Raw genomic sequence first — 22154 nt, forward strand, 5'->3', positions numbered from 1 at the left:
GGTGGCTGGATCCAGGCCATCACCCCCAGCGTCGAGGGTGTGTTTCGGCCGTTCGGAATTGGCTTGAATCAATAGGGTGTGCTGGCGAGAAATAGCTCCCCAGATGCCTGCCGGATGCCTGTGAGATGCGGTCGATCTGCGTGGACCGTTCGCAATCCGGCGAATCGATCGCCCCACCTCAAGTGTTCCTCAGGTGCGAGTTGGCGGCTTGACTCAATCTGCTTCCCCCGTGAAAGATCTGCAGGTGCGGAGGGGGTTGCAGTTCGCAGACGAGTCGTTTGCACCACCTTCGCGGCGCACAGATCTACAGGGGGAATGTCGTGAAGTTCCAAGTGCTCGGACCGGTCGAGATCGAGACGCCGGACGGAGCCCAGGTGTCGCCGAGGGCGCTCAAGCTCCGCTCGCTCCTGGCCTACCTCTGTGCGCACCACGGCGAGGCCGTGTCCTCCGGCCGGCTCATCGAAGCCCTCTGGTCAGGCACTCCTCCCCAGACTGCCTCCACCGCGCTGCACGTCTACGTGTCCAAGCTGCGCAAGCACCTCCAGGGCCTGGGCCTCGACGCGGCCGCCCTCATCACCACGCAACCGCCCGGGTACCGGCTTCGGCTGGTCGGGTGCGACCTCGATGTGTACGAGTTCGACCGTTTGCTTGCAAAGGGTCGGGAATTCCGTGAATCCAATGATCGGGTAAAGGCTTCGGAAACTCTCGACCGGGCCATTTCGCTGTGGCGCGGACAGGCCCTCGAAGACCTGCGCGGTATCCCCGCATTCGAATCCCTGGGCCGTCGGCTGGACGAGAGGCGCTCCTTCGCCCGCGAGCAGCGGTTCGAGCTCGAACTGGAACTCGGGAACCACAAGGCCCTCGTCGGCGAGATCTACTCCCTGCTCGACGACCGCTCGACGTGGGAGAACCTCTACGGCTACCTGATGGTGGCCCTCTACCGCAGCGGCCGGACCGCCGAGGCGCTGGCGACGTACGGCAGGGTCCGGCGGAACCTCGTCGAGGACCACGGGATCGAGCCCGCACCGCGCCTCCAGCGGCTCCAGCACGCGATCCTGACCCACGACCCGTCCCTGGATGACTGTGGCGCGGATCGGCTGGTCGGCGTCATGGCCGCGTGAGGTCCGCCGGTCCGCTGCATAGGCTGGCCGCGTGATGACAGCGAACTCCCGTTCCACAACCGTCTGGTGGCCGTCACTGCGCGGCCAGGGAGCGGCCGATGCCGCCGAGGCGGCCGACGCGCCCCGGGTGCGCCTCCTGGTGTTCCCGCACTCCGGGGCCGGCCCCAACACCCTGCTCCCCCTCGTCGAGGGACTGCCCGCGTACGTGGAAGTGCTCGGCCTGTCGCTGCCCGGCCGGGAGCGCCGCTTCGGCGAGACTCCCGGCTGCCGGCTCGACCAGGTCCTGGCGTCCGTCTCCGACGAGGTGCTGGCGCGCGACCCGCTGCCCACGGTGGTCTTCGGCCACAGCCTCGGCGCGCTCCTCGCCACCCGCGCCGCACGCCTCCTCGGCGCGCAGTGCCGGGCGGCCGTCGTCAGCGGGCAGATGCCCGGGCGGTCCCGGCGCCTCGCCCACGCGACCACGACCGACGAGGACGCCGTCCGGCTGCTGCGGGACAACGGCGGCACGCCGGAGTGGGTCATGCAGGATCCGGTCATGCTGGAGCACATCACCCGCGTCCTGCGGGCGGACATCGCCCTCAGCCGGGAAGCCGCCACGGGGTTCGAGGACGTACGGTTCGACGCGCCCCTGCACGTGCTGGGCGGAACGCGGGATCCGCTGGTCCCGCACGAGCCGCTGGACGGCTGGGCGAGCCACACCACCGGCGAGTGCCGGGTGCGCCGTTTCGACGGAGACCATTTCTTTCTCCTGGCGGAGGAACACCGCGCCGAGGTCGCGGACGTCCTACGCCGGGCCGTCGCGGCGGAATTCTGAGACCCGCCTCAGCGGCTCTTCACGGTCGCGGCATAGATGTCCACGTATTCCTGGCCGGACAGGGCGGATATCTCCTGCATGATCTGGTCGGTCACCGCCCGGCGCGCCCGGCGGTCGGACTCCCGTCCGGCGTGTTCGGGGAAAGTCATCGGGGCGCCGAAGTGCACGTCGAAGCGTGAGACGTAGAGCCGTTTGGCTCCGGCCGGATGCACCCGCTCCGTGCCGACGAGGCCGCACGGGATCACCGGTGCGCCGCTGCGCAGCGCGATCCACGCCGTGCCGGTGTTCCCCTTGTAGAGGCGGCCGTCGGGCGACCGGGTGCCCTCGATGTGGACGCCGACGCCGTGCCCCTCGCCCATGACGCGCAGGGAGGTCTCCAGGCCGGCCATGGTGCCGGAGCCGCTGGTGCTGTCGACGGAGATCATCCCGACGGAACGGAAGAACACGCCCTGGAGCCGGCCCTTGAGGCCGGGCATGTCGAGCCACCCCTGCTTGCCGATGAAGTACAGGGGCCGCGGGGTGAACAGGGCGACGAATATGGAGTCGAAGAACGACAGGTGGTTGGCCGCGATGATGAAGGGGCCGGACTTCGGCAGGTTCTCGACACCGGTGACACGGGGTCGCATGACGAGCTTGAGCGGAATGAGGAGAAGTCGCCTCAGCAGCATCCGGAGCATGTGCAGGTCTCCATCTCTGGAATTGGTCGGGTATCAGTCGGGGATTTGTCGAGCGGTCAGGCGGACAAAAGCATCGCTTTAGCGGGAGCCTCTCCGCCGGTTGTTACGCTGCTGCGCATTCATTGCCAGGATTCAGAGACGAGGATGTTGTGCTCCAGCCCGCCGATCTTGCTTCCGTCCGTGCCTTCGTCGAGCGCGAACTCGTCGACTTCGGGGCGGAGCCCGACGCGATCACGGACGAGGCCAGGCTGGGGGAGCTGGAGATCGACTCGCTCGGTGTCGTCGAACTCACCGCGTCCATCAGGCGCGAGTTCGCCGTCGACGTCCCCCTCGAAGCGCTGACCAAGGACGTCACGGTCGCCGGGATCGTCGCCCTGATCCGTGCGGAACACGCGGAACACCTGCCTACGCCGTGAACACCGGGGCGTAGCGCCGCCGTTCCCACGGGTACGCCGGCAGGTCCAGGACCCGCCGCGGCAGGTCCCCGAAGCCGGGTGGCGCACCCGCCGGGACCTCCTGGGCCTGCGGCGGGGTGAGCCCCTGCGCGACCGCGGTCAGTGCGGCCGCCGCCCGGTGCCGGTCGGGTGCCTCGACGCGGATGCGGGTGGCCAGCGCCGAGCGGCCGTGCGTGACGGTGTACGCGAAGGCGGCGTACTCCTCGTCCTCGAGCTCGTCCAGCCGGGTGGCCAGTCGCGCCGCGTAGGCCCGCAGTGCGGCCGGGGTCCGCGCCGACACCTCGAAGCCGGTGACCGCCGCGGCGGCCGTGGTCACGGCGGCCGACGGCTGCGGATCGGCGGCGCCCAGCACCACGTGCGCGTTGGTCCCGCTCATGCCGAAGGAGCTGACGCCCGCGTAGGCGCCGGCGCCGGCCGGCCAGGGCTCCAGCTCGGTGGGGATGCGGAGGTCCGTGCCCGAGAGGTCGATGCGCGGGTTGAGCGTGGTGAAGTGCGGTACCGGCGGGATCGCCCGGTGCCGCAGGCTCAGCACGGCCTTGAGCAGGCCGAGCACGCCCGCGGCCGACTCGGTGTGGCCCAGATTGGCCTTGGCGGACCCGAGCAGCAGGGGAGCGCCGCCGCTGGGCCGGCCCAGGGCCGCGGCTAGGGCCTCCACCTCGATCGGGTCGCCCAGCGAGGTGCCCGTGCCGTGCGCCTCCACATGGCCGATGTCGGCCGGAGCGAGCCCCGCCTCTGCGAGCGCCCGCTCGACGAGCCGGGTCTGCGCCAGCACGTTGGGCGCGGTGAAGCCCGAGGCGCGGCCGTCGTGGTTGACCGCGGAGCCGTGGATCACGGCGTGCACCCGGTCGCCGTCGCGCACGGCGTCGGCCAGGCGCTTGAGGACCACGATCCCGCACCCCTCGGAGCGGGTGAAGCCGTTGGCCCGCGCGTCGAAGGGGCGGCACACCCCGTCCGGGGAGAGGGAGCCCGTACGCGCGGCCAGCGCGGTCGCCCGCGGCGACAGCACCAGGTTCACCCCGCCCGCCACGGCGATGTCGCACTCCCCGGCGCGCAGTGCCTGACGGGCCAGGTGGACCGTCACCAGCGAGGAGGAACACGCCGTGTCCACGGCCATGGCCGGGCCGGTGATGCCCAGCGCGTGCGCGAGCCGCCCGGCCGAGAAGCAGTGCCCGTTGCCGGTCGCCCAGTACGAGTCGGGGCCGTCCGGCATCCACTCCCGGTAGTCCTGGCCGGTGATGCCCACGTACAGGCCGGTGGCGGCCTCGGCCGCCCTCGCGGCCGGGATGCCGGCGTCGTCCAGGGCCTCCCACACCACTTCGAGCAGCATCCGGTGCTGCGGGTCCAGGGAGCGCCCCTCGCGGGGCGCGACGCCGAAGAACGGGCCGTCGAACTCCAGGACCTCGTCCAGGAATCCGCCCCGGTGCGGCACCTCGTCCCAGGCGTCCCCGAAGGGGTGGCGCCGGGACTCCGGGATCGGGCGCACCGCGTCCGCTCCCGCCGTCAGCGCCGACCAGTAGCCGTCGAGGTCGTCGATGCCGCCGGGGGCCCGCAGGCCCACGCCGACCACGGCGATGGGCTGCGCGCCCCGCAGGGCCGCCAGTTCCTCGCGCAGGGCGCGGATCGTCTCCATGGCCCGGCTGACCGGGGTGACGCGGGCGGCGCCCGCCGCCTTGGTGTCGTGCTGTTCCACTGTCAAGCCTCCTGTTCCGCGAGTCGTTCCACCAGGGCGCCGGCCAGCGGCCGCAGGGCGCCGTACGTCCACAGCAGCGTGGGCGAGAGCCGCAGCCCGAACTCGGCCTCCAGCCGGTTGCGCAGCTCCAGGCTCATCAGCGAGTCCAGGCCGAGGGACTTGAGCGGGGTCTCCCGGTCGATGGCGTCCGCGGCGATCCGCAGCACCCGCCCGGCGAGCTGCCGTACGCGTTCCTCGACCACCGCGGGCCGGTCCTCGGCGGCGGAGCCGGCCCACAGCTGCCGGAAGTCGCCGCCCGAGCCCGCTCCCGGGTCCTTCGTGCTGCGCAGCAGGCTCCAGCTCGGCCGGCCCGCGGCGGCCGGGTACGTCTCGAACCAGCGGCGCGGGTCCAGGGCGACGTACCCCACCACGCTCTCGCCGCCCGTGAGGAACGACTCCAGCGCCTGCCAGGCCTCCGCCGCCTCGAAGCCGTCCATGCCGCGGTCGGCGAGCCGGTCGCCGCGTGCGGCGGACCGGGCCGCCAGACCGATGCCGTCGAAGGTGCCCCACTGCACGCTGAGCGCGGGCCGCCCGGCCCGGCGCCGGGCCGTGGCCAGCGCGTCCATGTACGTGTTCGCCGCCGCGTACGCGGACTGCCCGACGTTGCCGACCAGTCCGGCCGCCGAGGAGAACAGGACGAACAGGTCCAGCGGATCGTTCGCCGTCAGCCGGTCCAGCCCGGCCGCCCCGTCGACCTTGGGCGCCAGCACCCGGGCCACCCCCGCTTCGTCGAGGTTGCGCACCACGGCGTCGGACAGCACACCGGCCGCGTGGAAGACGCCGCGCAGCGGCGGGAGTTCGGCCCGGATCCCGGCGAGGGCCAGGTCCAGGGACGTGCTGTCGGCGACGTCCGCGTGCACCACCGACACCCGGGCGCCGGCCTCGCGGAGCGCCGCGATGCGCTCCGCGGCCTCCGCGCCGGGCTCCGAGCGGCCCAGCAGGGCCAGGGCCGTCGCCCCGCGCTCCACCAGGTGCCCGGCGAGCGAGAGGCCGAGGTCGCCCAGGCCGCCGGTGATCAGGTAGGTGCCGTCGGCGCGGAACCGGCCGTGCGGCAGCGGATCCGCCACCACCCGGTCCACGGTCTGCGGGCCGTACAGCACGAACTTGCCGATGTGGTCGCCGTGCGACATGGCGCGCAGCGCCTCGGTCGCGTCGGCGAAGGTGTAGTGGGTGACGGGCAGCGCCGTGAGCCGGCCCGCCTCCACCTCGTCCCAGACCGCGCGGAAGAGACCCGCGAACCGCTGGGGACGCCGCATCACGAGTCCTTCGAGGTCCACGGCCGCGAAGCTGACGCCCTTGCGGAACGGCGCGAGGCCCAGCGTGCGCTCCCCGTGGATGTCCTTCTTGCCGACCTCGACGAAGCGGCCGTCCTCGGCGAGCACCTCCAGCCCGCGCGTGATGGCGGCGCCGGTCAGCGAGTTGAGGACGACGTCGACGCCCCGGCCGCCGGTGCAGGTGCGCACGGCGTCCGCCCAGGACAGCTCGCGCGAGTCGAAGACGTGCTCGACGCCCAGCTCCCGCAGGTAGGCGCGCTTCGCCGCGCTGCCCGCCGTCGCGATGACCTCGGCCCCCAGCATCCGGGCCACCTGCACCGCGGCCAGGCCCAGACCGCCGGCCGCGGAGTGGATCAGTACGGTCTCGCCGGGCTCCGTCCGGGCCAGGTCGTGCAGCGCGTACCAGGCGGTGGCCAGGACCAGGGGCAGCGCGGCGGCGTCCTCCTGCGTCATCGCCTCCGGCACCGGCCGCGCGTGGTCGGCGCGGACGGTCACGTGCGAGACGATCGCGCCGAAGACACACGCCACCACCCGGTCACCGACGCGGAATCCGGCCGTACCGGGGCCCACGGACACGACCCGGCCCGAGCAGTCCCCGCCGAGCAGCTCCTTGCCGCCCGCCTCGTCGGGGTACGTGCCCACCGCCTTCATCACGTCGATGAAGTTGAGGGAGGCCGCGTCCACCTCGATCTCGATCTCGCCCGGTCCCGGCGCGCGGCGCGCAAGCGGCAGGTAGCGCAGCGACTCCCACAGGCCCGGCCGCGGGCCGGGATGCAGCCGGAAGGGCTGGCGGACCGTGTACGGGAGGGGAGCGCCGGGGTCGTCCTGCCGGTGCCCGCCCCGCTCGAGGCGGCCGGCCAGCCGCAGGCCGGTGCCCTGCCCGCCCGCGCGCTGAAGGACCTGGTCCTCGCGCTCGGCGTCCAGCAGTTCGCGTACGACACCGGCCGCCCAGCGCTCCTCGCGCGCGGTGTCCACCAGCCGGGCCGCGAGCCCCGGGTGCTCGCCCTGAAGGACCCGTACGAAGCCCCAGTACAGGGCGGCTCCGGGGTCGGGCGTCTCGGTGGCCGAGGCGGCCTGCGCCCGTGTGGTCAGCACGCTCAGGCGGGGTGCCACGGGCCGGTCCGAGCAGGCGGCGGCGAGCGCGCCGAGGGCGAGCAGGCCCGCCCGCTGCTCAGGCTCGCCCGCCGCGCGGTCCGGGGCGACGAACACGACCTCCCCGCCGTCGGCGGCCCGCAGCACCTCGGCCCAGGCCGTCGCGTCGGCGGCGGCGGACCGCGGCAGCGCCACGGCGGTGGCGCCCAGCGCGTCGGCGAGCTCCTGCGCGGCGGGCGCGGCCGACTCCGGGGCGCACACCAGCCAGGGGCCCCGGGCCTGCTCCTGCTCCTGCTCCTGCGCCCCGGCCTGGTCCTGGTCCAAGCCGGGCCCCGTGTACTCCCGCTCGTGGAAGCCGAAGCGGTGCACGCGCTCGGGGGCCGGCGCGGACCGGTCGCCCGAGAGCAGCCGGCGCAGTTCCAGCCCGGTCACCCGGGCGACGGGCTGGCGGTCGGATCCGTACAGGTCCAGGTCGAAGAGCCCGTCGGGCCGGCGCCGGGCGTGCACCCACAGCTCGGTGAGGTCCGAGGGCCGCCCCGGCAGCAGGGCGAGCCGCTCGACGGCGACGGGCACCACCGTGTCCTCGTGCCCGCACAGCGCGAGGGAGAGCTGGAACGCCCCGTCCCACAGGGCGGGGTGCAGGACGAACCGGCGGGCGCCGGGCCGGCAGCGTTCGGCGAGGACCACCCGGCCGAGCGCCTCGTCGCCGCGCACGCGCAGTTCCCGTACGCCCTGGAAGGCCGGACCGTACTGGAGACCGCGCTCGGTGCACGACCGGTAGAACTCGGCGCCGTCGACGGCCGCTTCGGCCAGCAGGGCGAAGGGGAAGCCGGGTACGGAGGTCTGTTCGCCGCGGTAGGAGGCGCGGGCCGTCATGTGCCGCGTCCAGCCGTCGGCCCCGTCGGCCAGGGACAGCACCTCCAGGCCGGCGCCCTCGCCGCCGTCCTCGCGCCATACGCCGCCCAGGTGCAGGCCGCCGTCCGCGAGGGTCATGTCGCTCAGGAAGGACAGGCCGCGCAGCGATTGCGGGACTCCGCCGGTGCGGGCGGCCGCGGTCCCCAGGCACAGCTCGACGCAGGCCGCCGCGGGCACGACGACGGCGCCGTGCACCCGGTGGTCGGCGAGCCAGGGGTGGGATCCGGTGCCGATGTCGGTGGTGCCGTGCCAGGTCCCCGCCTCGGTCGGCAGCGGGACGAGCGGGAAGGCGAAGGCGGCCGACCGGCCCGCACCGCGCTGCGCCGCACCGACCCAGTAACTCTCGCGCTGCCACGGGTACGGGGGCACTCCCGCGTCCCTCGCGCGACTCGGGCGGCGGCCGTAGGGGGTCAGCCCCGCCACGTGGCCCTCCGCGAAGCTCTCGGCGAGGTCCCCGGGGGCGCCGCGGTCGCGGTGCAGGGTGCCCAGCACGGCCGGCGGCTCCTTGCGCAGCGCGCCGAGCCGCTCCAGCGCGGGCACCAGCACGGGGTGGGCGCTGACCTCCACGACGTGGGTGACGCCCTGGTCCAGGAGCGCGTCGACGGTGTCGGCGAACATCACCGGGCGGCACAGGTTCTCCACCCAGTACGCGCCGTCCATCTCCGGACCGTCCAGTACGACGGTGCGCACCGTGGACATCAGCGGGATTCCGGCCTTGCCCGGCCGCACCGGGGCCAGTACCTCGTGGAGCTCGTCGGTCAGGTCGAGCATGAGCGGGCTGTGGGACGCGTAGTCCACGTTGACCAGCCGGCAGTACGTGCCGTCCGCTTCGAGGAGTTCCTTCAGCAGCAGCACCGAGTCGCCGTCGCCGGAGAGCACGCAGGAGCCGGGTCCGTTGTGCGCGGCGAGCGCCACGCAGTCCTCGAAGCCCTCCAGGGCGGCGGCGGCCGAGTCCGCGTCCAGGTCCACGGCGAGCATGCGGCCGCTGCCCGCGGCCGTACGGAGCAGGACGGCGCTGCGGCGGGCCACGACCAGGGCGGCGTCCTCCAGCGAGAGGATGCCCGCCACGGTGGCGGCGGCGATCTCGCCCTGGCTGTGGCCGACGACCACGTCCGGCTCGACGCCGGCGGCGCGCCAGGCGGCGGCCAGGGCCACGGAGACCGCCCACAGCACCGGCTGGACGATGTCCACGCGCCCCATCCAGGCGTCGCCGTCGCGGCCGGTGAGCACATCGGTCAAGGACCACGCGGTGTGCGGGGCGAGCGCCGCGGCGCACCGGTCGATGACGGAGGCGAAGGCGGGGTCCTCGGCGTACAGGCGGGTGCCCATGGCGGCCCACTGCGAGCCCTGGCCGGGGAAGACGAAGGCGGTACGGCCGCGTTCGCGGGCCCGGCCGGTGACCGTGCCGGCCGGGGTGCCCGCCGAGGTGGCGGCCGTGGCGTCCGGCCCGGCCGCGTACGCGTCGAGCGCCGCGCGCAGCCCGTCGCCGTCCGTGGCGACGATGCCCGCGCGGAAGGGGAACTGGTCGCGCTGCCAGCCCAGCGTCGCGGCGATCTCCCGCGGATCGGCGCCGGGCCGGTCCAGGGCGGCTCGTACGTCGCGGGCGCGCTGTACGAGCGCGGCCTGGCTGTGGGCGCTCAGCGGCAGTACGAAGGGCGCGTCGGACCGGGCCCCGCCCGCGGCCTCGCCCGCGGCCTCGTCCGCAGGGTCGTCCGCCGGGTCGTCCGCGGCCGGCGGAGCGGCGGTGATCACGGCGTGGGCGTTCGTGCCGCCCCAGCCGAAGGAGCTGACGCCCAGGTAGACCGGCCCGTCCGTGGGCAGTTGCAGCGGTTCCCGCACCACTTCGAGGCCCAGTTCGTCGAAGGGGATGTCCGGGTTCAGCTCGGCCGAGTGCAGGCTCGGCGGCACGACGCCGTTCTTCAGTGCGAGCACCGCCTTGAAGAGGCCCGCGAGTGCGGCCACCGGTTCGAGGTGCCCGATGTTGGTCTTCACCGAGCCGATGCCGAGCGGCCGGCCCGCGCGCTCGGGGGCCTGGCCCAGCACCCGGCCGAGGGCCGTCGCCTCCAGCGGGTCGCCGACGCGGGTCCCGGTGCCGTGCGCCTCCACGTACGCGACCCGGTCGACCGGGATGCCGGAGCCCTCGTAGACGTGGCGCAGCAGGTCCTCCTGACCGGCCAGGCTGGGCGTGACCAGGCTGGGGCCGCCGCCGTCGTTGTTCGCGGCGGTCCGCACGATCACGGCGTGCACCCGGTCCCCGTCCCGGCGGGCCCGCGCCAGCGACTTGAGGTAGACGGCGGCGACGCCCTCGCCGCGTACGAACCCGTCGGCCTCGGCGCCGAACGCACTGCACCGGCCCTTCGCCGAGAGACCGCCGAAGTGGGTGAGCCCGATGGTCACGTCCGGGGTCAGCATGAGGTTGGCCGCGCCGACGAGCGCCCCGTCCACGTCGCCGGAGCGGATGGCCTGGCAGGCCAGGTGCAGGGCGACCAGGGAGGAGGAGCAGCCCGTCTCCAGCGTCAGGCTGGGACCGGTCAGGCCGAGGAAGTACGAGATGCGCGCGGAGAGCATGTCGAGCGCGTTGCCGGAGATGGAGTGCTGGGTGGGGCGGGCGCCGCGGTCCTCGCGCAGCCGCTCGTAGTCCTGCCACAGCCCGCCGAAGTAGACGCCGGTCCGGGTGCCGCTCAGACTCGCGGTGGGCACACCGGCGTCCTCCAGCGCGAGCCAGCTGGTCTCCAGCATCAGCCGCTGCTGCGGGTCGAGCACCTCGGCCTCGCGCGGCGAGACCCCGAAGAAGGCGGCGTCGAACTCGTCGACGCCTTCCAGGAATCCGCCGTGGCGCTGGATCTCCTTCTCCGGGTCCAGGGGCTGATCGGTGTTCCAACGGGTCGCCGGGACGGGGCGGATCGCGTCGCCGCGGTCCATGAGCAGGTCCCAGAACCGGTCCGTGTCGGGAGCGTCGGGGAACCGTCCCGCCATCCCCACGATGGCGATCAGCTCAGCCGGGTCGTGATGCACTTCCTACCTCCGTACGGCAGGGGTCCGGAGGTCCGGGTTCTCCCTGGTTCGTTCATGGCTTCTGGTACGCGGGCCGGGCGCGGGCCGCGGCGGCGAAGGACAGGCCAGGGGCCTACGGGCGGCGCACGACCACGGCCGCGGCCTGCCCGTCCTCGTCGGTCGTCAGCACCAGCGCGGGTCCGCCCCCCACGTCCTGCGGGCCGCCGGCCGTCGAAGGCACGCGGCCCTCGGCCAGGGCCCGGGCGGCCAGCGCCACTTGGAGCAGGGTGCTGGCGCCCGCGCAGTCGCCCAGGGCGCCGAAGGGACTGAGGGCGGCGGCGCCGGCCCCGGTGCCCGCGGGCACGGGCGGGGCACCGGCCGCGGAGGAGCAGACCAGGGAGAGGTCCCCGGCCCGCGCCCCGGCCTCGGCCAGGGCCGCGGCGATCGCGGGAGCGGCGGCGCTCCCGCCGTCCGCGCCGCCGCGCAGGGTGCTCAGCCCGGCGATCTCCGCGTGCACCCGCGCACCGCGGGCCCGGGCCCGCGCGGTGTCCTCGACCACGAACACCACCGCGGCCTCACCGGGCGGCGCGTCGGCGCGGCCCGCGGCGAGCCGCAGCGGATCCAGGACGTCCACGGCGGCCACGAGCACGGCCTGCGCCTGCCCCGTACGGACGTGGTCGGCCGCGACGGTCAGGGCGTGGGCCCCCGAACAGCGGCCGGCCGTGACCGTGACGATGCTGCCCTGCGCGCCCGCGGCGATGGACAGGTCCGAGGCCGCGGCGTTCAGGCTGCCCTGCGGACCCGCGTACGGGCTGACCAGCTCGGGGCCGAGGGTCAGCCCGTCGCGCATCACCTGGAGGTACCCGGACAGGCCGCCCGCGGCGGTGCCCAGGACGACGGCCGTCTCCTCCGGGTCCGGCGTCGTCCCCGGCTCGAACCCGGCGTCCTGCCAGGCGAGCATCCCGACCCGGGAGACGAGCAGGGACTCCCGGCTCAGCGCCCGCAGCCTGCGGCGGCCGAAGGCCGGTACGTCCGGGAGGTCGTCGGCCAGGGCGCCGGCCGGTGCCCGCACGGTTCCCGGGTACAGGCCGTCGGTGGCGGCCGTCTCCGTAAAACCGGTGCGGCCGGCCAGCAGCGCCTCCCAGGTCGCGTCGAGGCTGCCGCCGAGCGGACTGGCCAGGGCGATGCCGGTGACGGCGGCCGTGCGGCTCATCGTGCGCTCCCTGCTGTGCTGGTGGCGGTGCCCGTGGCGCTGCTCATGCGGGTGAAGACCGTGCATGCGGTGTTGCCCCCGAAGCCGAAGGCGTTGTTGACGGCGACGCGCACCGGGGTCTCGCGCGCCTCCCCGCGTACGACGTCCACGGCGCACTCCGGGTCGAGGTCGACCAGGTTCGCCGTCGGCGGGATCACCCCGTCGCGCAGCGCCAGTACGCACGCCACGGCCTCGATCGCGCTCGCCGCGCCCTGGGTGTGCCCGAGGGCCCCCTTCAGCGAGGTCACGGCGGGTGTCCGCGGCCCGAAGACCTCCCGCAGGGCCTGCGCCTCGATCCGGTCGTTGGAGGGGGTGCCGGTGCCGTGCGCGCTGATGTGGTCGACGCGGTCGGGGGAGATCCCGGCCCGCTCCAGGGCCCGCAGCATCGAACGGCGGGCGCCGCTGCCCTGCGGGTGCGGAGCCGTCATGTGATGGGCGTCGGACGCCGAGGCCCAGCCCGCCAGTTCGGCGTAGACGTGCGCGCCGCGGCGGCGGGCGTGCTCGTACGACTCCAGGACCAGCGCGGCGGCGCCCTCGGAGACCACCAGCCCGGCGCGGTCGCGGTCGAACGGCCGCAGGCAGTCGGGGGCCAGCGAGCGCAGGCTGGCGAACATCATCATGATCCCGCTGGACAGCTCGTCGACGCCGCCCGCGATCATCACGTCGGCGCGGCCCGCCCGGATGGTGTCCGCGGCGTGGGCCAGCGCGCTGTTGCCCGACGCGCAGGCCGTGGCGACGGCCAGGCCCGGCCCCAGGAAGCCGAGTTCGCGGGCGACCGTGCCCGCGAGGTCCACCACCGGCAGCCCGCCGGCGTACGGGGCCGCCGGGGGCTCCGTACCGCGGTGGAAGCCGGTGACGGCCGGCTCCAGCCCGGCGCGGCCGCCGAGCAGCGTGCCCAGGCAGACACCGGCCCGGTACGGGTCCCCGGTCCACCGCGGGATCCCGGCGTCGGCCGCCGCGGCCGACACCGCGGAGGCGGCGAGCCGCAGGCTGCGGTCACCGGCGGCGCGCGGTGCGTCGAAGCCGGCGACCTCGCCGGCCAGCCGGGCCGGGAAGTCGGCCGCGTCGGCACGGCGCAGGGGCCCCGTGCCGACCACTCCCCGCAGCGCGGCGTCCCAGAACCCCGCCACGGTCGTGCCGATCGGCGTGAGCACGCCGAGCCCGGTCACGACCACCGATGTGGACCTCGTCTGCGCTGCCATCAACGCGCTCCCTCAGTTGCTGATGCCGCCATCGATCCGGATCACCTGTCCTGTGATGTAGGCGGCGCGGTCCGACGCGAGGAACGCCACCGTGTCGGCCACCTCCTGCGCGGTGCCGATCCGGCGGAGCGGGATCTTGGCGAGGACGCTCTCGCGGGCCTTCGCCGTCATCGCCTCGGTCATGTCCGTCGCGATCAGGCCGGGGGCCACGACGTTGGCGCGGATGCCGAAGCGGGCCACTTCCTTGGAGAGCGACTTGGTGAAGCCGATGATCCCGGCCTTGGAGGCGGCGTAGTTGGCCTGCGTGGCACTGCCGCGCACGCCCGCCACGGAGGACACGGTGACGATGCTTCCCCGGCCCTGCTTCATGAGCGCGAAGACCGCGGCCCGGCAGACGTTGAACGTGCCGGTCAGGTTGGTGTCGATGACGCTGCTCCAGGCCTCCTGGCCCATCGTCACCAGAGACCCGTCGCGGACGATGCCGGCGCTGGTGACCAGCGCGTCGATCTCCCCGAGCCGCTCCTGCACCCCGTCCAGGAAGCCGCGTACGGCGTCCGCGTCGGTCACGTCCGCGGCCGCGTCGAAGACCCGGCCCCCGTGTGCGGCGGCGAGGCGCTCGATGGCGTCGGCGTCGTCGGGCCGGGAGCGGTAGCAGTAGGCGACGTCGTAGCCGTCGGTGAGGAAACGTTCCACGACGGCCCGGCCGATGCCGCGCGATCCGCCGGTGACCACCGCGACCCTGCGGCGCTCGTGCTGCTGCATCAGGCGGCCTGGAGCTTCTCGGCCAGCAGGTCGTGCACGGCCTTGAGGGAGCGCATCAGCTGGAGGTTCGACTCACCCATCTTCACGCGGTACTTGCGCTCCAGGGTGACCAGGATCTCCAGCGCCAGCAGGGAGTCGACGTCGAGGTCCTCCCGGAAGTCGGCGGTGTCCGTCACCTCGGAGGTGTCGACGTCCAGGATCTCCGCGATGAGGGAGCGGAGGTCCTCGATGTCCAGGACGGCCGCGGTGGCGGTGGCGGTGGCAGTGGCGGCGGTGGCGGGTGCGGTGGTGGCGGCGGGCGCGGTGGTCTGCTCGGTCATGATCGTTCTCTCTTGGGGTTCGGGTGGGTGCGGTGCGGGGATCAGACGAGGCCTTCGCCGCCGTCGACGTCGATGACGTTGCCGGTCATCCACGAGGAGTCGGTGGCCGAGAGCATGACGACGGCCTCGGCGACGTCCTCGGGGACGGTGAGGCGGCCGTGCGGGTTGGACCGCGAGGCGTGCTCGGCCAGTTGGTCGCTGCCGGGGATGCGCAGCAGCGCCGGGGTGAGGGTCAGGCCGGCGCGCAGGGCGTTCACCGAGACCCCGGAGGGAGCCAGTTCGACGGCCAGCTGGCGTACGTGGGAGGCCAGGGCGGACTTCGCGGCCGACACCGCGCCGTAGCTCGGCATCACGCGGCCGTCGCCGCGGCTGGTGAGCGCGAACACCTTGGCGCCGCGCGGCAGCAGCCCGGCCACGTACAGGTCCCGCACCCAGTAGACGAGGCTGTGGCCCATGACGTCGACGGTCATGTCCATCTGCCGCGGGGTGATGACGTCCTCCGTGCCGTCCCGGCCGTCCTGGCCGTCCTGACCGCCCTGCGGGAGGAAGGGCAGCAGGCTCCCGAACGCGAGGGAGTGCAGCAGCACCCGTACGCCGGCGGGCCCGGTCAGCTCGGCGAGGAGCGGCACCAGCTCGGCGCGGGTCTGCTTGCTGGCGGCGTTGCAGTTGTGGAAGGAGACCTGCACACCCGTGGCGCGCAGTTCCTCCACCAGCTCGTCGACTTCCTCCTGCTGGGCCGCCGTGCCGAAGTGGACGCCGAAGACGTTCGCGCCCTCCTTGGCCATGGCCAGGGCGGTGGCCCGGCCCATGCCGCTGGAGGCGCCGAGGATCAGGCACCACGAGCCCTTGACGGAAGTCAGCATGTGAACCTCTCAGTTGGTGAGTTCGGGGGTGTGTGTCGAAGCGAGCGCCACGTTGCCCGCGCGGGAGGCGACGACGACCAGGCGCGCGCCGCCGCCCGCCGGCAGGGGGCGGCCGGCCAGCCGGACCACCGGGGCCAGCGCCCCCGCCCGGGCCCCGGACCGCTCCGTCGTCACCGGCGCGCGGTCGGCGCACCAGGCGCGCAGTACGCGGGCCACCGTGTCGCCGACGGGCGAGGGATCGGCCAGGAGCTCGACCTCGTACGGGGCGGGGCCGCTCGCGCAGAGGGCATCCAGCGCTTCCCGTACGGACTCCTGCGCCAGGGCGCGGCCCTCCGCGGCGGCCAGCGCCGGCGGCGGGAGGAAGCGCAGTACGGTCCGCAGCACCGCGCCGCCGGCCGGTACGGGCCCGCCACCCGGGCGCAGGACGAGCAGCGCGGCGCCCGCCTCGGGCTCGGCGTCGCCGGGCCGGGGGTCGGGTGCCTCGGCGGCGCCGGCCAGCACCACGGAGGCGCGGCCCGCGGCGAGTTCGCGGGCGGCCAGGTGCAGGGCCTCGACGCCGGCCACCCGCGGTGAGGTCACCGTCAGGTTGAAGCCCTTGAGCACGTGCTCGGTCGACAGGCGGGCGGCGACGAGGTTGACCGAGAAGTACGGCACGCTCATCGGGCTCAGGGCGTCGGCCCCCTCACGGCGGACGGTGTCCAGGATGCCGGCGTGCAGGGCCGCCACGGCGCTGTTGGTTCCCACCAGGGCGCCGCGGAGCTCCGGGGCGTGCCGCTCCACCTCCTGACCGGATGCGGCGAGGGCGGCCCGGCCGGCCGCGAGCAGGTACTGGCAGGCGGGCGGCAGGTACTTGTGGCCGCGGCCCAGCCGCGCGCGGTGGTCGAACCAGGCCCCGCCCGGGTCGGTCCCGTCCGGCGGGACGACCAGCGCCGTACCGTGGACGACGGACTCGGCCACGAGGGCCTCGGGCACGACGGACTCGGCCACGACGGCCTCGGGTCGTGGCGTCACCGCGTCTCACCCCCGAACACCATCGTGAAGTTGCTTCCGCCGAAGGCATACGCGTTGACCAGCACGTTCGGCTGCGTGAGCGCGGTCGGCCCGCCCTGCGGCAGCCAGACCGGGCACGCGGGATCCGGGCGCTCCAGGGGGATGTTCGGCGGGATCTCGCCGTGCCGGACCATCAGCGCCGCGGACACGGCGGCGAACGCCGCGGCGGCGCCGGCGGTGTGCCCGATGAAGGCCTTCAGGCTGAACAGCGGGGTGCCGTGGGCATGGCCGCCGAGCACCTCCTGGAGGACCTGGTACTCGATGGCGTCGTTCTGCTGGGTGCCGGTGCCGTGCGGGATGACGCAGCCGATGTCGGCGGGTCCCCGTACCGCCTCGTCCATGGCCGCGCGGGCCACGCGTACGGGCTGTTCACCGCCCGGATCCGGCGCGGTGGGGTGGTGGGCGTCGCAGCTCCACGCCGTGCCCAGCACCCTGCCGTACGCCGGGCGGCCGGCCGCGGCCCGCGCGGACTGCAGGACCAGCACGGCGGCCCCTTCGCCGAAGACGGTTCCGCTGCGCTCGGCGTCGAAGGGCCGGCAGGTCTCGGGGTCGGCCGTGCCGAGCCGGCTGAAGCCGGCCAGGGGGACCCAGGCGATGCCTTCGGCGCCTCCCACCAGCACGGTGTCCGCCTCGCCGCGGCGGATCATGTCCACGGCGATCGACAGGGCGTAGCCGCTCGCGGCGCAGGCGTTGCTCACGCTGATGTTCGTGCCGAACGCGCCGAGTTCGCCGCCCACCGTGGCGGCGACGGAGAACATCGGCTCCCAGGCGCCGGACGGCGACCGGTCCCCACCCGTGCCCTCGCCCTCGTACGTGCCCTCGCCCAGGCCCTCGCGCCCGCCGCTCTCGCCGATGGCCGTGCCGATCACCACGGCCGCCCCGGCGAGCTCGCGCGGCAGCAGGCCCGCGTCCGCCACCGCCTCGCGGGCGGCGCCGAGCGCGAACCGCGCGGCCCGGCCCAGCGCTCCGGGCGTGCCGGTCGCCGGGCAGGCCTCTTCGGGCACCTGGTAGGCGAGTACGTCCGGGACGCGCTCGGTGAGGCCGGGTACGGCGGTGGGGCGGTGTCCGGCGGCGGCCTTCAGCCCGGCCCAGAACTCTTCCGCGGTGCCGCCGAGGCAGCTGACCGCGCCGATTCCGGTCACATGGACGTCGGGAACGCCGGCATGGCTCAGGGGGTCCAAGGGGTCCAAGGGGTCAACTCGCTTTCTTCGGAGCCGCGGACGGCTCCGCGCGGCAGTCGTCGAGCAGCCGGTGGACCGTGTCCGCGAACCGCCGGGGCTGCTCGGTCATCGGGAAGTGCCCGCAGCCCGGCAGCAGTTCCAGTCGTCCCTGCGGCAGGGCGGCCGCCAGCAGCGCGGCGTCCCGGGGGTCGGCGAAGCGGTCGTTCTCGCCCGCCACGACCAGCACGGGCAGGTCGAGGCCGCGCGTGTCGACGAAGGGGCTGCGCAGGTAGCTCTCCCAGAACCGCAGCCAGCCGTACGGACCGACGCGGTCGCGCACGAGGACGGCCATGTCCCGGCGGGTCTCGGGGGACAGTTCGCGCACCGGGTTGATCCGCAGCGCCTCCTCGAACACCTCCTGGAAGATGCCCAGGTAGTGGCCGGCGGTGTCCCAGTGGAAGTCGGCCGGGTCCCTGCGGTGGAACGGCGAGACGAGGACCAGGGCGCGCGGCCGCCCGGCCCGCGGGGCGCCGGCGAGGTGCTCGACGGCGAGGATCGCGGAGAAGGAGTGCGCGATGACGACATCGGCTCCGCCCGGGACCTCGTCCATCGCGGTGCCGATCCACTCGGCGGGGTCACCGTGATGGCTCCACGCGGACGTGCCGGCCGTGCCCCAGGGCAGTTCGGCGGTCCACAACTCGGCGTGGGGCGCGACCAGTTCGCCGAAGGCCCGCCAGGTGGTCCCGCTCGCGGCCAGTCCGTGCAGCGCGAGCACGCGCAGCGGGTCGGCGCTCCGTGCGGGCCGGTCCAGGCGGACCGCGACGCGACTCCCGCTCATCCGCACCCCGTCCCCCGGTCCATTGCCGCCAGTCGAATGGCGCCAGTTGATTAAAGAGTGGCGACGACCGGGAATTGCGAGTTTCGGTCGACGCGGACGGCGAGCGTAACCAGGGGGCGCTAAAACGACACTAAACAACTGCTGTAAAACGGGCCGTTATTGAGGTGCAGGCGGAAGTTAAGGCGGGCTTTAGGAGGCCTTTTAGGCGGGCCGTTTAGGCTCGTGCGGAAGCCGAATCAAGGAGAGTCCGATGCTCGACAAGGTCATAGACCGGCTGCATGATCCCGCCGTCTACGCCCTGCCCGCCATGGCGCTGCTGATCGCGATCGAGATGCTGGCGATCAAGTTCGGTGACGACCACGACGAGCGGCCCGGCTACGACCTTCGCGACCACCGGGCGAGCATCCTCACGGGCTTCGGCGCGCTGGCCTCCTCCACCTTGCTGCGGACCGTGGCCCTGGCGCTCTACCTGCTCGTCTACGAGTACGTCGCGCCCTGGCACCTGTCCTCGACCTCGTGGACCACCTGGGTCCTGCTCTTCTTCGCGGTGGAGTTCCTCCTCTACTGGTACCACCGCGCCGCGCACGGCATCCGGCTCATCTGGGCCGGCCACCAGGTCCACCACTCCAGCCAGTTCTTCAACCTCTCGACCGCCCTGCGCCGCAAGTGGGCCCAGTGGTTCGAGAAGATGATCTGGCTGCCGCTGCCGCTCCTGGGCGTGCACCCCGCACTCGTCTTCACCATGCACTCGGTCCACCTGGTGTACGGGCTGTTCGCGCACACCGAGAAGATCGGCAAGCTGCCGCGCCCCATCGAGTACGTCTTCGTGACGCCCTCGCACCACCGCGTCCACCACGGCAACGACCCGGAGTACCTGGACAAGAACTTCGGCAGCATCCTCATCCTCTGGGACCGCGTCTTCGGCACCTTCCAGCCCGAGGTGCAGCGCCCCACGTACGGCCTGACCAAGCAGCTGGAGACCTTCTCCATCTGGAAGATCCAGGTGCACGAGTTCGCCAACATGTTCCGCGACGTACGCCGGGCACGCACGCTGCGCCACAAGCTCGGCTACGTCTTCGGCCCGCCCGGCTGGAAGCCCGCCGAGGACCGCGCCGACGCCGGCGGGCCCTCCGGCCGCACGACCGGTCAGCCGTCCGGTCAGCCGTCCGGCCTGGCGGCCGCGGGACAGCCGGGTGAGCTCCTCACATGAGCAAGGCGACCGGACACACCGCGGCCGCGGAGGGGCAGGACCTGCCCTCCGCGCCGCGACGCGGCGTACGGGGGCACCCCTGGCTGACCCTGGTGACCCTGTCGGTCGGGGCCATGATGGTCTCGCTGGACGGGACCATCGTCACCGTGGCCCAGCCGGCGATGCAGGCCGACCTCGGAGCGAGCCTGACCGGCATCCAGTGGGTGACGAACGGCTACCTGCTGGCGGTCGCCGCCCTGCTGATCGCCGCCGGCAAACTCGGGGACCGCTACGGCCACCGCACCGTCTTCCTCATCGGCGCCGCCGGCTTCACGGCCACCTCGGTGGCCATCGGCGCGGCCGGCAGCCTGGGCTGGGTCATCGGCCTGCGCGTCCTCCAGGGGGTGTTCGGCGCGCTGATGCAGCCGGCCACCCTCGGACTGCTGCGCAGCGCCTTCCCGGCCGACCGGCTCAACATGCCGATCGCCGTGCGCAGCGCGGTCATCGCGGCGTCCACCGCGGCCGGACCCGTCGTGGGCGGCCTGCTGGTCGAACACGCCGACTGGAGCTGGGTGTTCTTCCTCAACGTGCCGCTGGGCGCGCTGGCCCTGGTGCTGGGCGTCGTCGTCCTGCGCGACGTACGGGGCGGGGCCCGGCCCGGCCGGCTGGACCTGCTCGGCATGGCCGCCCTGGGCGGGGCGCTGTGCCTGTTCACCGGCGGCCTGGCCACGATCGCCGACCAGGGCCGCCCCGATGCCCGCACCCTGGGGCTGCTGACCGCGGCGCTGCTGCTGGGCGCCTTCTTCACCTGGTGGGAGCGGCGCGCCGGAGATCCCCTGGTGCCGCCGCGGATCTTCCGGTCGCGGCGGTTCACCGTCGGCGTCCTGACCATGCTCGCCATGGCCTTCGTGATGTTCGGCGCCCCCTTCGTCCTGATCTTCTACTTGCAGAACGTGCTCGCGCTGACCCCGGCCGAGTCGGGCGTCCGCGTCCTGGGCCTGACCCTGCTGATGATCGTGGGCGCACCGCCCGCGGCCATGTGGATCAGCCGGTCCGGGCCCCGGGCGCCGGTGGTCGTCGGGCTGCTCGTGACCGCCGCGGCCATGTGCGCCCTGTCCCGGCTCGACGCGCAGTCCGGGACGCTGCAGACGACCCTGTGCTTCTTCCTCCTCGGGCTCGGCTTCAGCCCGGTGATGGTCGGCGCCACCAAACTCGTCATCAGCAGCGCACCGGTGGAGCTGTCCGGCGTGGCCGGAGGCATGCAGCAGACGGCCATGCAGGTGGGCGGCAGCCTGGGCACGGCCACCGTGGGCGCCGTCGTCGCCGCCCACACCGCTTCCGCCCTGCCCACGCGCCTCGCCGCGGAGGGCATCGAGCTCGCGCCCGGCGCCCTGGACGAGGCGGCCCGCAGGGTGGCCGTCGGCCTCACCCCGGAGCCGGGGCCGCTGCCGGGACCGGGGTCGGGGGCCGCGGCGCAGGACGCCCTGGCTGCGCTCGGCCAGTCGGTGTTCCTGGAGGGCATGCAGTACGCCCTGCTGGTCACCGCGGCGGTGGCGGCCCTGGGCGCGGTCGCCGGTCTCTTCGCGGGACGCGGCCGGGCGGGCGGAGGGCACGGTTCGTGATCGAGCGGATCCTGCCCGCCGGCGTGGCCAGTTCGGAGGCGTACGCGGACGTACCCGCCTCCCCCCTCTACCCGGAGGAACTGGCAGCGGTGGCGGGGGCCTCCGAGCGGCGCAGGCGGGCCTTCGCCACCGGACGGCACTGCGCGCGCCGCGCGCTGGACCGCCTCGGCGTGCCCGCCGGGCCGCTGCCCGTGGGCGGCTCGGGAGAACCCCTGTGGCCCGCGGGAGTGGTCGGCGCGATCACGCACTGCGAGGGCTACCGGGCGGCGGCCGCCGTCCGGTCCACGGAGCTGGCGGGACTCGGCATCGACGCCGAACCGCACGTCCCGCTGCCCGCGGGCGTCCTGGAGGCGGTGGCGCTCCCGCACGAGCGCGGCCGGCTGCGGGCACTGGCCCGGGCCCGGCCGGGGCTGCACTGGGACAAGGTCCTGTTCAGCGCCAAGGAGTCGGTCTACAAGGCGTGGTTCCCGCTCACCGGGCGCTGGCTCGACTTCACGCAGGCCGAACTCCGCTTCCACCCGGATCCGGGCCCGGCCGCCACCGCGGGAGAGTTCCATGCCCGCCTGCTGGTCGCCGGCCCGGTGGCGGGCGGCCGTACCGTACGGCATTTCACCGGCCGCTGGCTGGTGGCCGACGGCCTCGTGGTCACGGCCGCCACCGCATGAACGCCGGCCACCGTATGGACGCGCGCACCGGATAAACGGCCGCGACCGCGCGAACGGCCGCCACCCTTTTCGCCTATGGCCCTTTGAATTTCCGGCAATTGCATGATGTGGGCCGCCCCCCACGATGCTGCGCCCCTCACGCACGAATGCGGACAACAGG

The 22154-nt window shown here is 74.1% G+C and carries 17 protein-coding genes; 6 read left to right on the plus strand and 11 right to left on the minus strand.

All coding sequences use genetic code 11. The annotated features are described in order from the left end of the window. The first annotated feature begins 320 nt into the window (after nucleotides 1-320). Both ACZ45T_RS13755 and ACZ45T_RS13760 read left to right on the plus strand, forming a co-directional pair. Nucleotides 321-1121: an AfsR/SARP family transcriptional regulator gene (locus ACZ45T_RS13755; protein WP_468440723.1), complete on the plus strand. Its 801-nt coding sequence runs from the start codon at nucleotides 321-323 to the stop codon at nucleotides 1119-1121. 34 nt (nucleotides 1122-1155) lie between these two features. After that, a complete protein-coding gene (locus tag ACZ45T_RS13760; RefSeq protein ID WP_468441112.1) occupies nucleotides 1156-1935 on the plus strand; it encodes a thioesterase II family protein in 780 nt (259 codons plus the stop codon). An 8-nt stretch (nucleotides 1936-1943) separates the two neighbouring features. Here the strand turns inward: ACZ45T_RS13760 and ACZ45T_RS13765 are convergent, their stop codons facing one another. Further along, on the minus strand, nucleotides 1944-2612 hold the full coding sequence (locus tag ACZ45T_RS13765) for a lysophospholipid acyltransferase family protein (RefSeq protein ID WP_468440725.1): 669 nt from the start codon (nucleotides 2610-2612) through the stop codon (nucleotides 1944-1946). Between the two features lie 149 nt (nucleotides 2613-2761). Here ACZ45T_RS13765 and ACZ45T_RS13770 point away from each other — a divergent pair, with 149 nt between their 5' ends. Continuing rightward, nucleotides 2762-3028, plus strand: coding sequence for an acyl carrier protein (locus ACZ45T_RS13770; RefSeq protein ID WP_468440727.1), 267 nt, complete (start codon nucleotides 2762-2764; stop codon nucleotides 3026-3028). Here ACZ45T_RS13770 and ACZ45T_RS13775 read toward each other — a convergent pair. The 10 genes from ACZ45T_RS13775 to ACZ45T_RS13820 all read right to left on the minus strand — a co-directional run bounded on the left by ACZ45T_RS13775 (nucleotide 3018) and on the right by ACZ45T_RS13820 (nucleotide 18518). After that, nucleotides 3018-4757 (minus strand): beta-ketoacyl [acyl carrier protein] synthase domain-containing protein, encoded by a 1740-nt coding sequence (locus tag ACZ45T_RS13775; RefSeq protein WP_468440729.1) that lies wholly within the window; start codon nucleotides 4755-4757, stop codon nucleotides 3018-3020. The genes ACZ45T_RS13770 and ACZ45T_RS13775 overlap by 11 nt on opposite strands. Nucleotides 4758-4759: 2 nt before the next feature. After that, nucleotides 4760-11092, minus strand: coding sequence for a type I polyketide synthase (locus ACZ45T_RS13780; RefSeq protein WP_468440731.1), 6333 nt, complete (start codon nucleotides 11090-11092; stop codon nucleotides 4760-4762). Nucleotides 11093-11204: 112 nt separating this feature from the next. Next, complete coding sequence (locus ACZ45T_RS13785; RefSeq protein ID WP_468440733.1) at nucleotides 11205-12284, minus strand: beta-ketoacyl synthase N-terminal-like domain-containing protein; 1080 nt, start codon at nucleotides 12282-12284, stop codon at nucleotides 11205-11207. Next, the gene (locus ACZ45T_RS13790; RefSeq protein WP_468440735.1) at nucleotides 12281-13525 is read right to left on the minus strand and encodes a beta-ketoacyl-[acyl-carrier-protein] synthase family protein; all 1245 of its coding nucleotides are present in this window, start codon (nucleotides 13523-13525) and stop codon (nucleotides 12281-12283) included. Before ACZ45T_RS13790 ends, ACZ45T_RS13785 begins: the two co-directional genes overlap by 4 nt. A 12-nt stretch (nucleotides 13526-13537) precedes the next feature. Then, nucleotides 13538-14287: a 3-oxoacyl-ACP reductase FabG gene (gene fabG, locus ACZ45T_RS13795; RefSeq protein WP_468440737.1), complete on the minus strand. Its 750-nt coding sequence runs from the start codon at nucleotides 14285-14287 to the stop codon at nucleotides 13538-13540. Then, complete coding sequence (locus ACZ45T_RS13800; RefSeq protein ID WP_468440739.1) at nucleotides 14287-14607, minus strand: acyl carrier protein; 321 nt, start codon at nucleotides 14605-14607, stop codon at nucleotides 14287-14289. The genes fabG and ACZ45T_RS13800 overlap by 1 nt, the downstream gene beginning before the upstream one ends. A gap of 41 nt (nucleotides 14608-14648) precedes the next feature. Next, on the minus strand, nucleotides 14649-15470 hold the full coding sequence (locus ACZ45T_RS13805) for an SDR family oxidoreductase (RefSeq protein ID WP_468440741.1): 822 nt from the start codon (nucleotides 15468-15470) through the stop codon (nucleotides 14649-14651). A gap of 9 nt (nucleotides 15471-15479) precedes the next feature. Then, nucleotides 15480-16481: a beta-ketoacyl synthase N-terminal-like domain-containing protein gene (locus ACZ45T_RS13810; RefSeq protein ID WP_468440743.1), complete on the minus strand. Its 1002-nt coding sequence runs from the start codon at nucleotides 16479-16481 to the stop codon at nucleotides 15480-15482. Continuing rightward, a complete protein-coding gene (locus tag ACZ45T_RS13815) occupies nucleotides 16478-17701 on the minus strand; it encodes a beta-ketoacyl-[acyl-carrier-protein] synthase family protein (RefSeq protein ID WP_468440745.1) in 1224 nt (407 codons plus the stop codon). Before ACZ45T_RS13815 ends, ACZ45T_RS13810 begins: the two co-directional genes overlap by 4 nt. Nucleotides 17702-17714: 13 nt before the next feature. Next, on the minus strand, nucleotides 17715-18518 hold the full coding sequence (locus ACZ45T_RS13820) for an alpha/beta fold hydrolase (RefSeq protein ID WP_468440747.1): 804 nt from the start codon (nucleotides 18516-18518) through the stop codon (nucleotides 17715-17717). Nucleotides 18519-18768: 250 nt separating this feature from the next. Here ACZ45T_RS13820 and ACZ45T_RS13825 point away from each other — a divergent pair, with 250 nt between their 5' ends. The 3 genes from ACZ45T_RS13825 to ACZ45T_RS13835 are packed head-to-tail and all read left to right on the plus strand — an operon-like array spanning nucleotide 18769 to nucleotide 21994. Continuing rightward, complete coding sequence (locus ACZ45T_RS13825) at nucleotides 18769-19728, plus strand: sterol desaturase family protein (protein WP_468440749.1); 960 nt, start codon at nucleotides 18769-18771, stop codon at nucleotides 19726-19728. Further along, nucleotides 19725-21329 carry an MFS transporter gene (locus tag ACZ45T_RS13830; protein ID WP_468440751.1) on the plus strand — a complete coding sequence of 535 codons (1605 nt, stop codon included), beginning with the start codon at nucleotides 19725-19727 and terminating at the stop codon, nucleotides 21327-21329. Before ACZ45T_RS13825 ends, ACZ45T_RS13830 begins: the two co-directional genes overlap by 4 nt. Beyond that, nucleotides 21326-21994: a 4'-phosphopantetheinyl transferase family protein gene (locus ACZ45T_RS13835; RefSeq protein WP_468440753.1), complete on the plus strand. Its 669-nt coding sequence runs from the start codon at nucleotides 21326-21328 to the stop codon at nucleotides 21992-21994. The genes ACZ45T_RS13830 and ACZ45T_RS13835 overlap by 4 nt, the downstream gene beginning before the upstream one ends. The last annotated feature ends 160 nt before the right edge of the window (nucleotides 21995-22154 follow it).

Source organism: Streptomyces sp. NPDC030995 (assembly GCF_055571215.1).

Coding starts and splice junctions, on each gene's coding strand:
- ACZ45T_RS13830 (WP_468440751.1), top strand. CDS start 19,725: ATGAGCAAGGCGACCGGACACACCGCGGCCGCGGAGGGGCAGGACCTG.
- ACZ45T_RS13825 (WP_468440749.1), top strand. CDS start 18,769: ATGCTCGACAAGGTCATAGACCGGCTGCATGATCCCGCCGTCTACGCC.
- ACZ45T_RS13805 (WP_468440741.1), bottom strand. CDS start 15,470: ATGCTGACTTCCGTCAAGGGCTCGTGGTGCCTGATCCTCGGCGCCTCC.
- ACZ45T_RS13760 (WP_468441112.1), top strand. CDS start 1,156: ATGACAGCGAACTCCCGTTCCACAACCGTCTGGTGGCCGTCACTGCGC.
- fabG (WP_468440737.1), bottom strand. CDS start 14,287: ATGCAGCAGCACGAGCGCCGCAGGGTCGCGGTGGTCACCGGCGGATCG.
- ACZ45T_RS13765 (WP_468440725.1), bottom strand. CDS start 2,612: ATGCTCCGGATGCTGCTGAGGCGACTTCTCCTCATTCCGCTCAAGCTC.
- ACZ45T_RS13785 (WP_468440733.1), bottom strand. CDS start 12,284: ATGAGCCGCACGGCCGCCGTCACCGGCATCGCCCTGGCCAGTCCGCTC.
- ACZ45T_RS13820 (WP_468440747.1), bottom strand. CDS start 18,518: ATGAGCGGGAGTCGCGTCGCGGTCCGCCTGGACCGGCCCGCACGGAGC.
- ACZ45T_RS13790 (WP_468440735.1), bottom strand. CDS start 13,525: ATGGCAGCGCAGACGAGGTCCACATCGGTGGTCGTGACCGGGCTCGGC.
- ACZ45T_RS13800 (WP_468440739.1), bottom strand. CDS start 14,607: ATGACCGAGCAGACCACCGCGCCCGCCGCCACCACCGCACCCGCCACC.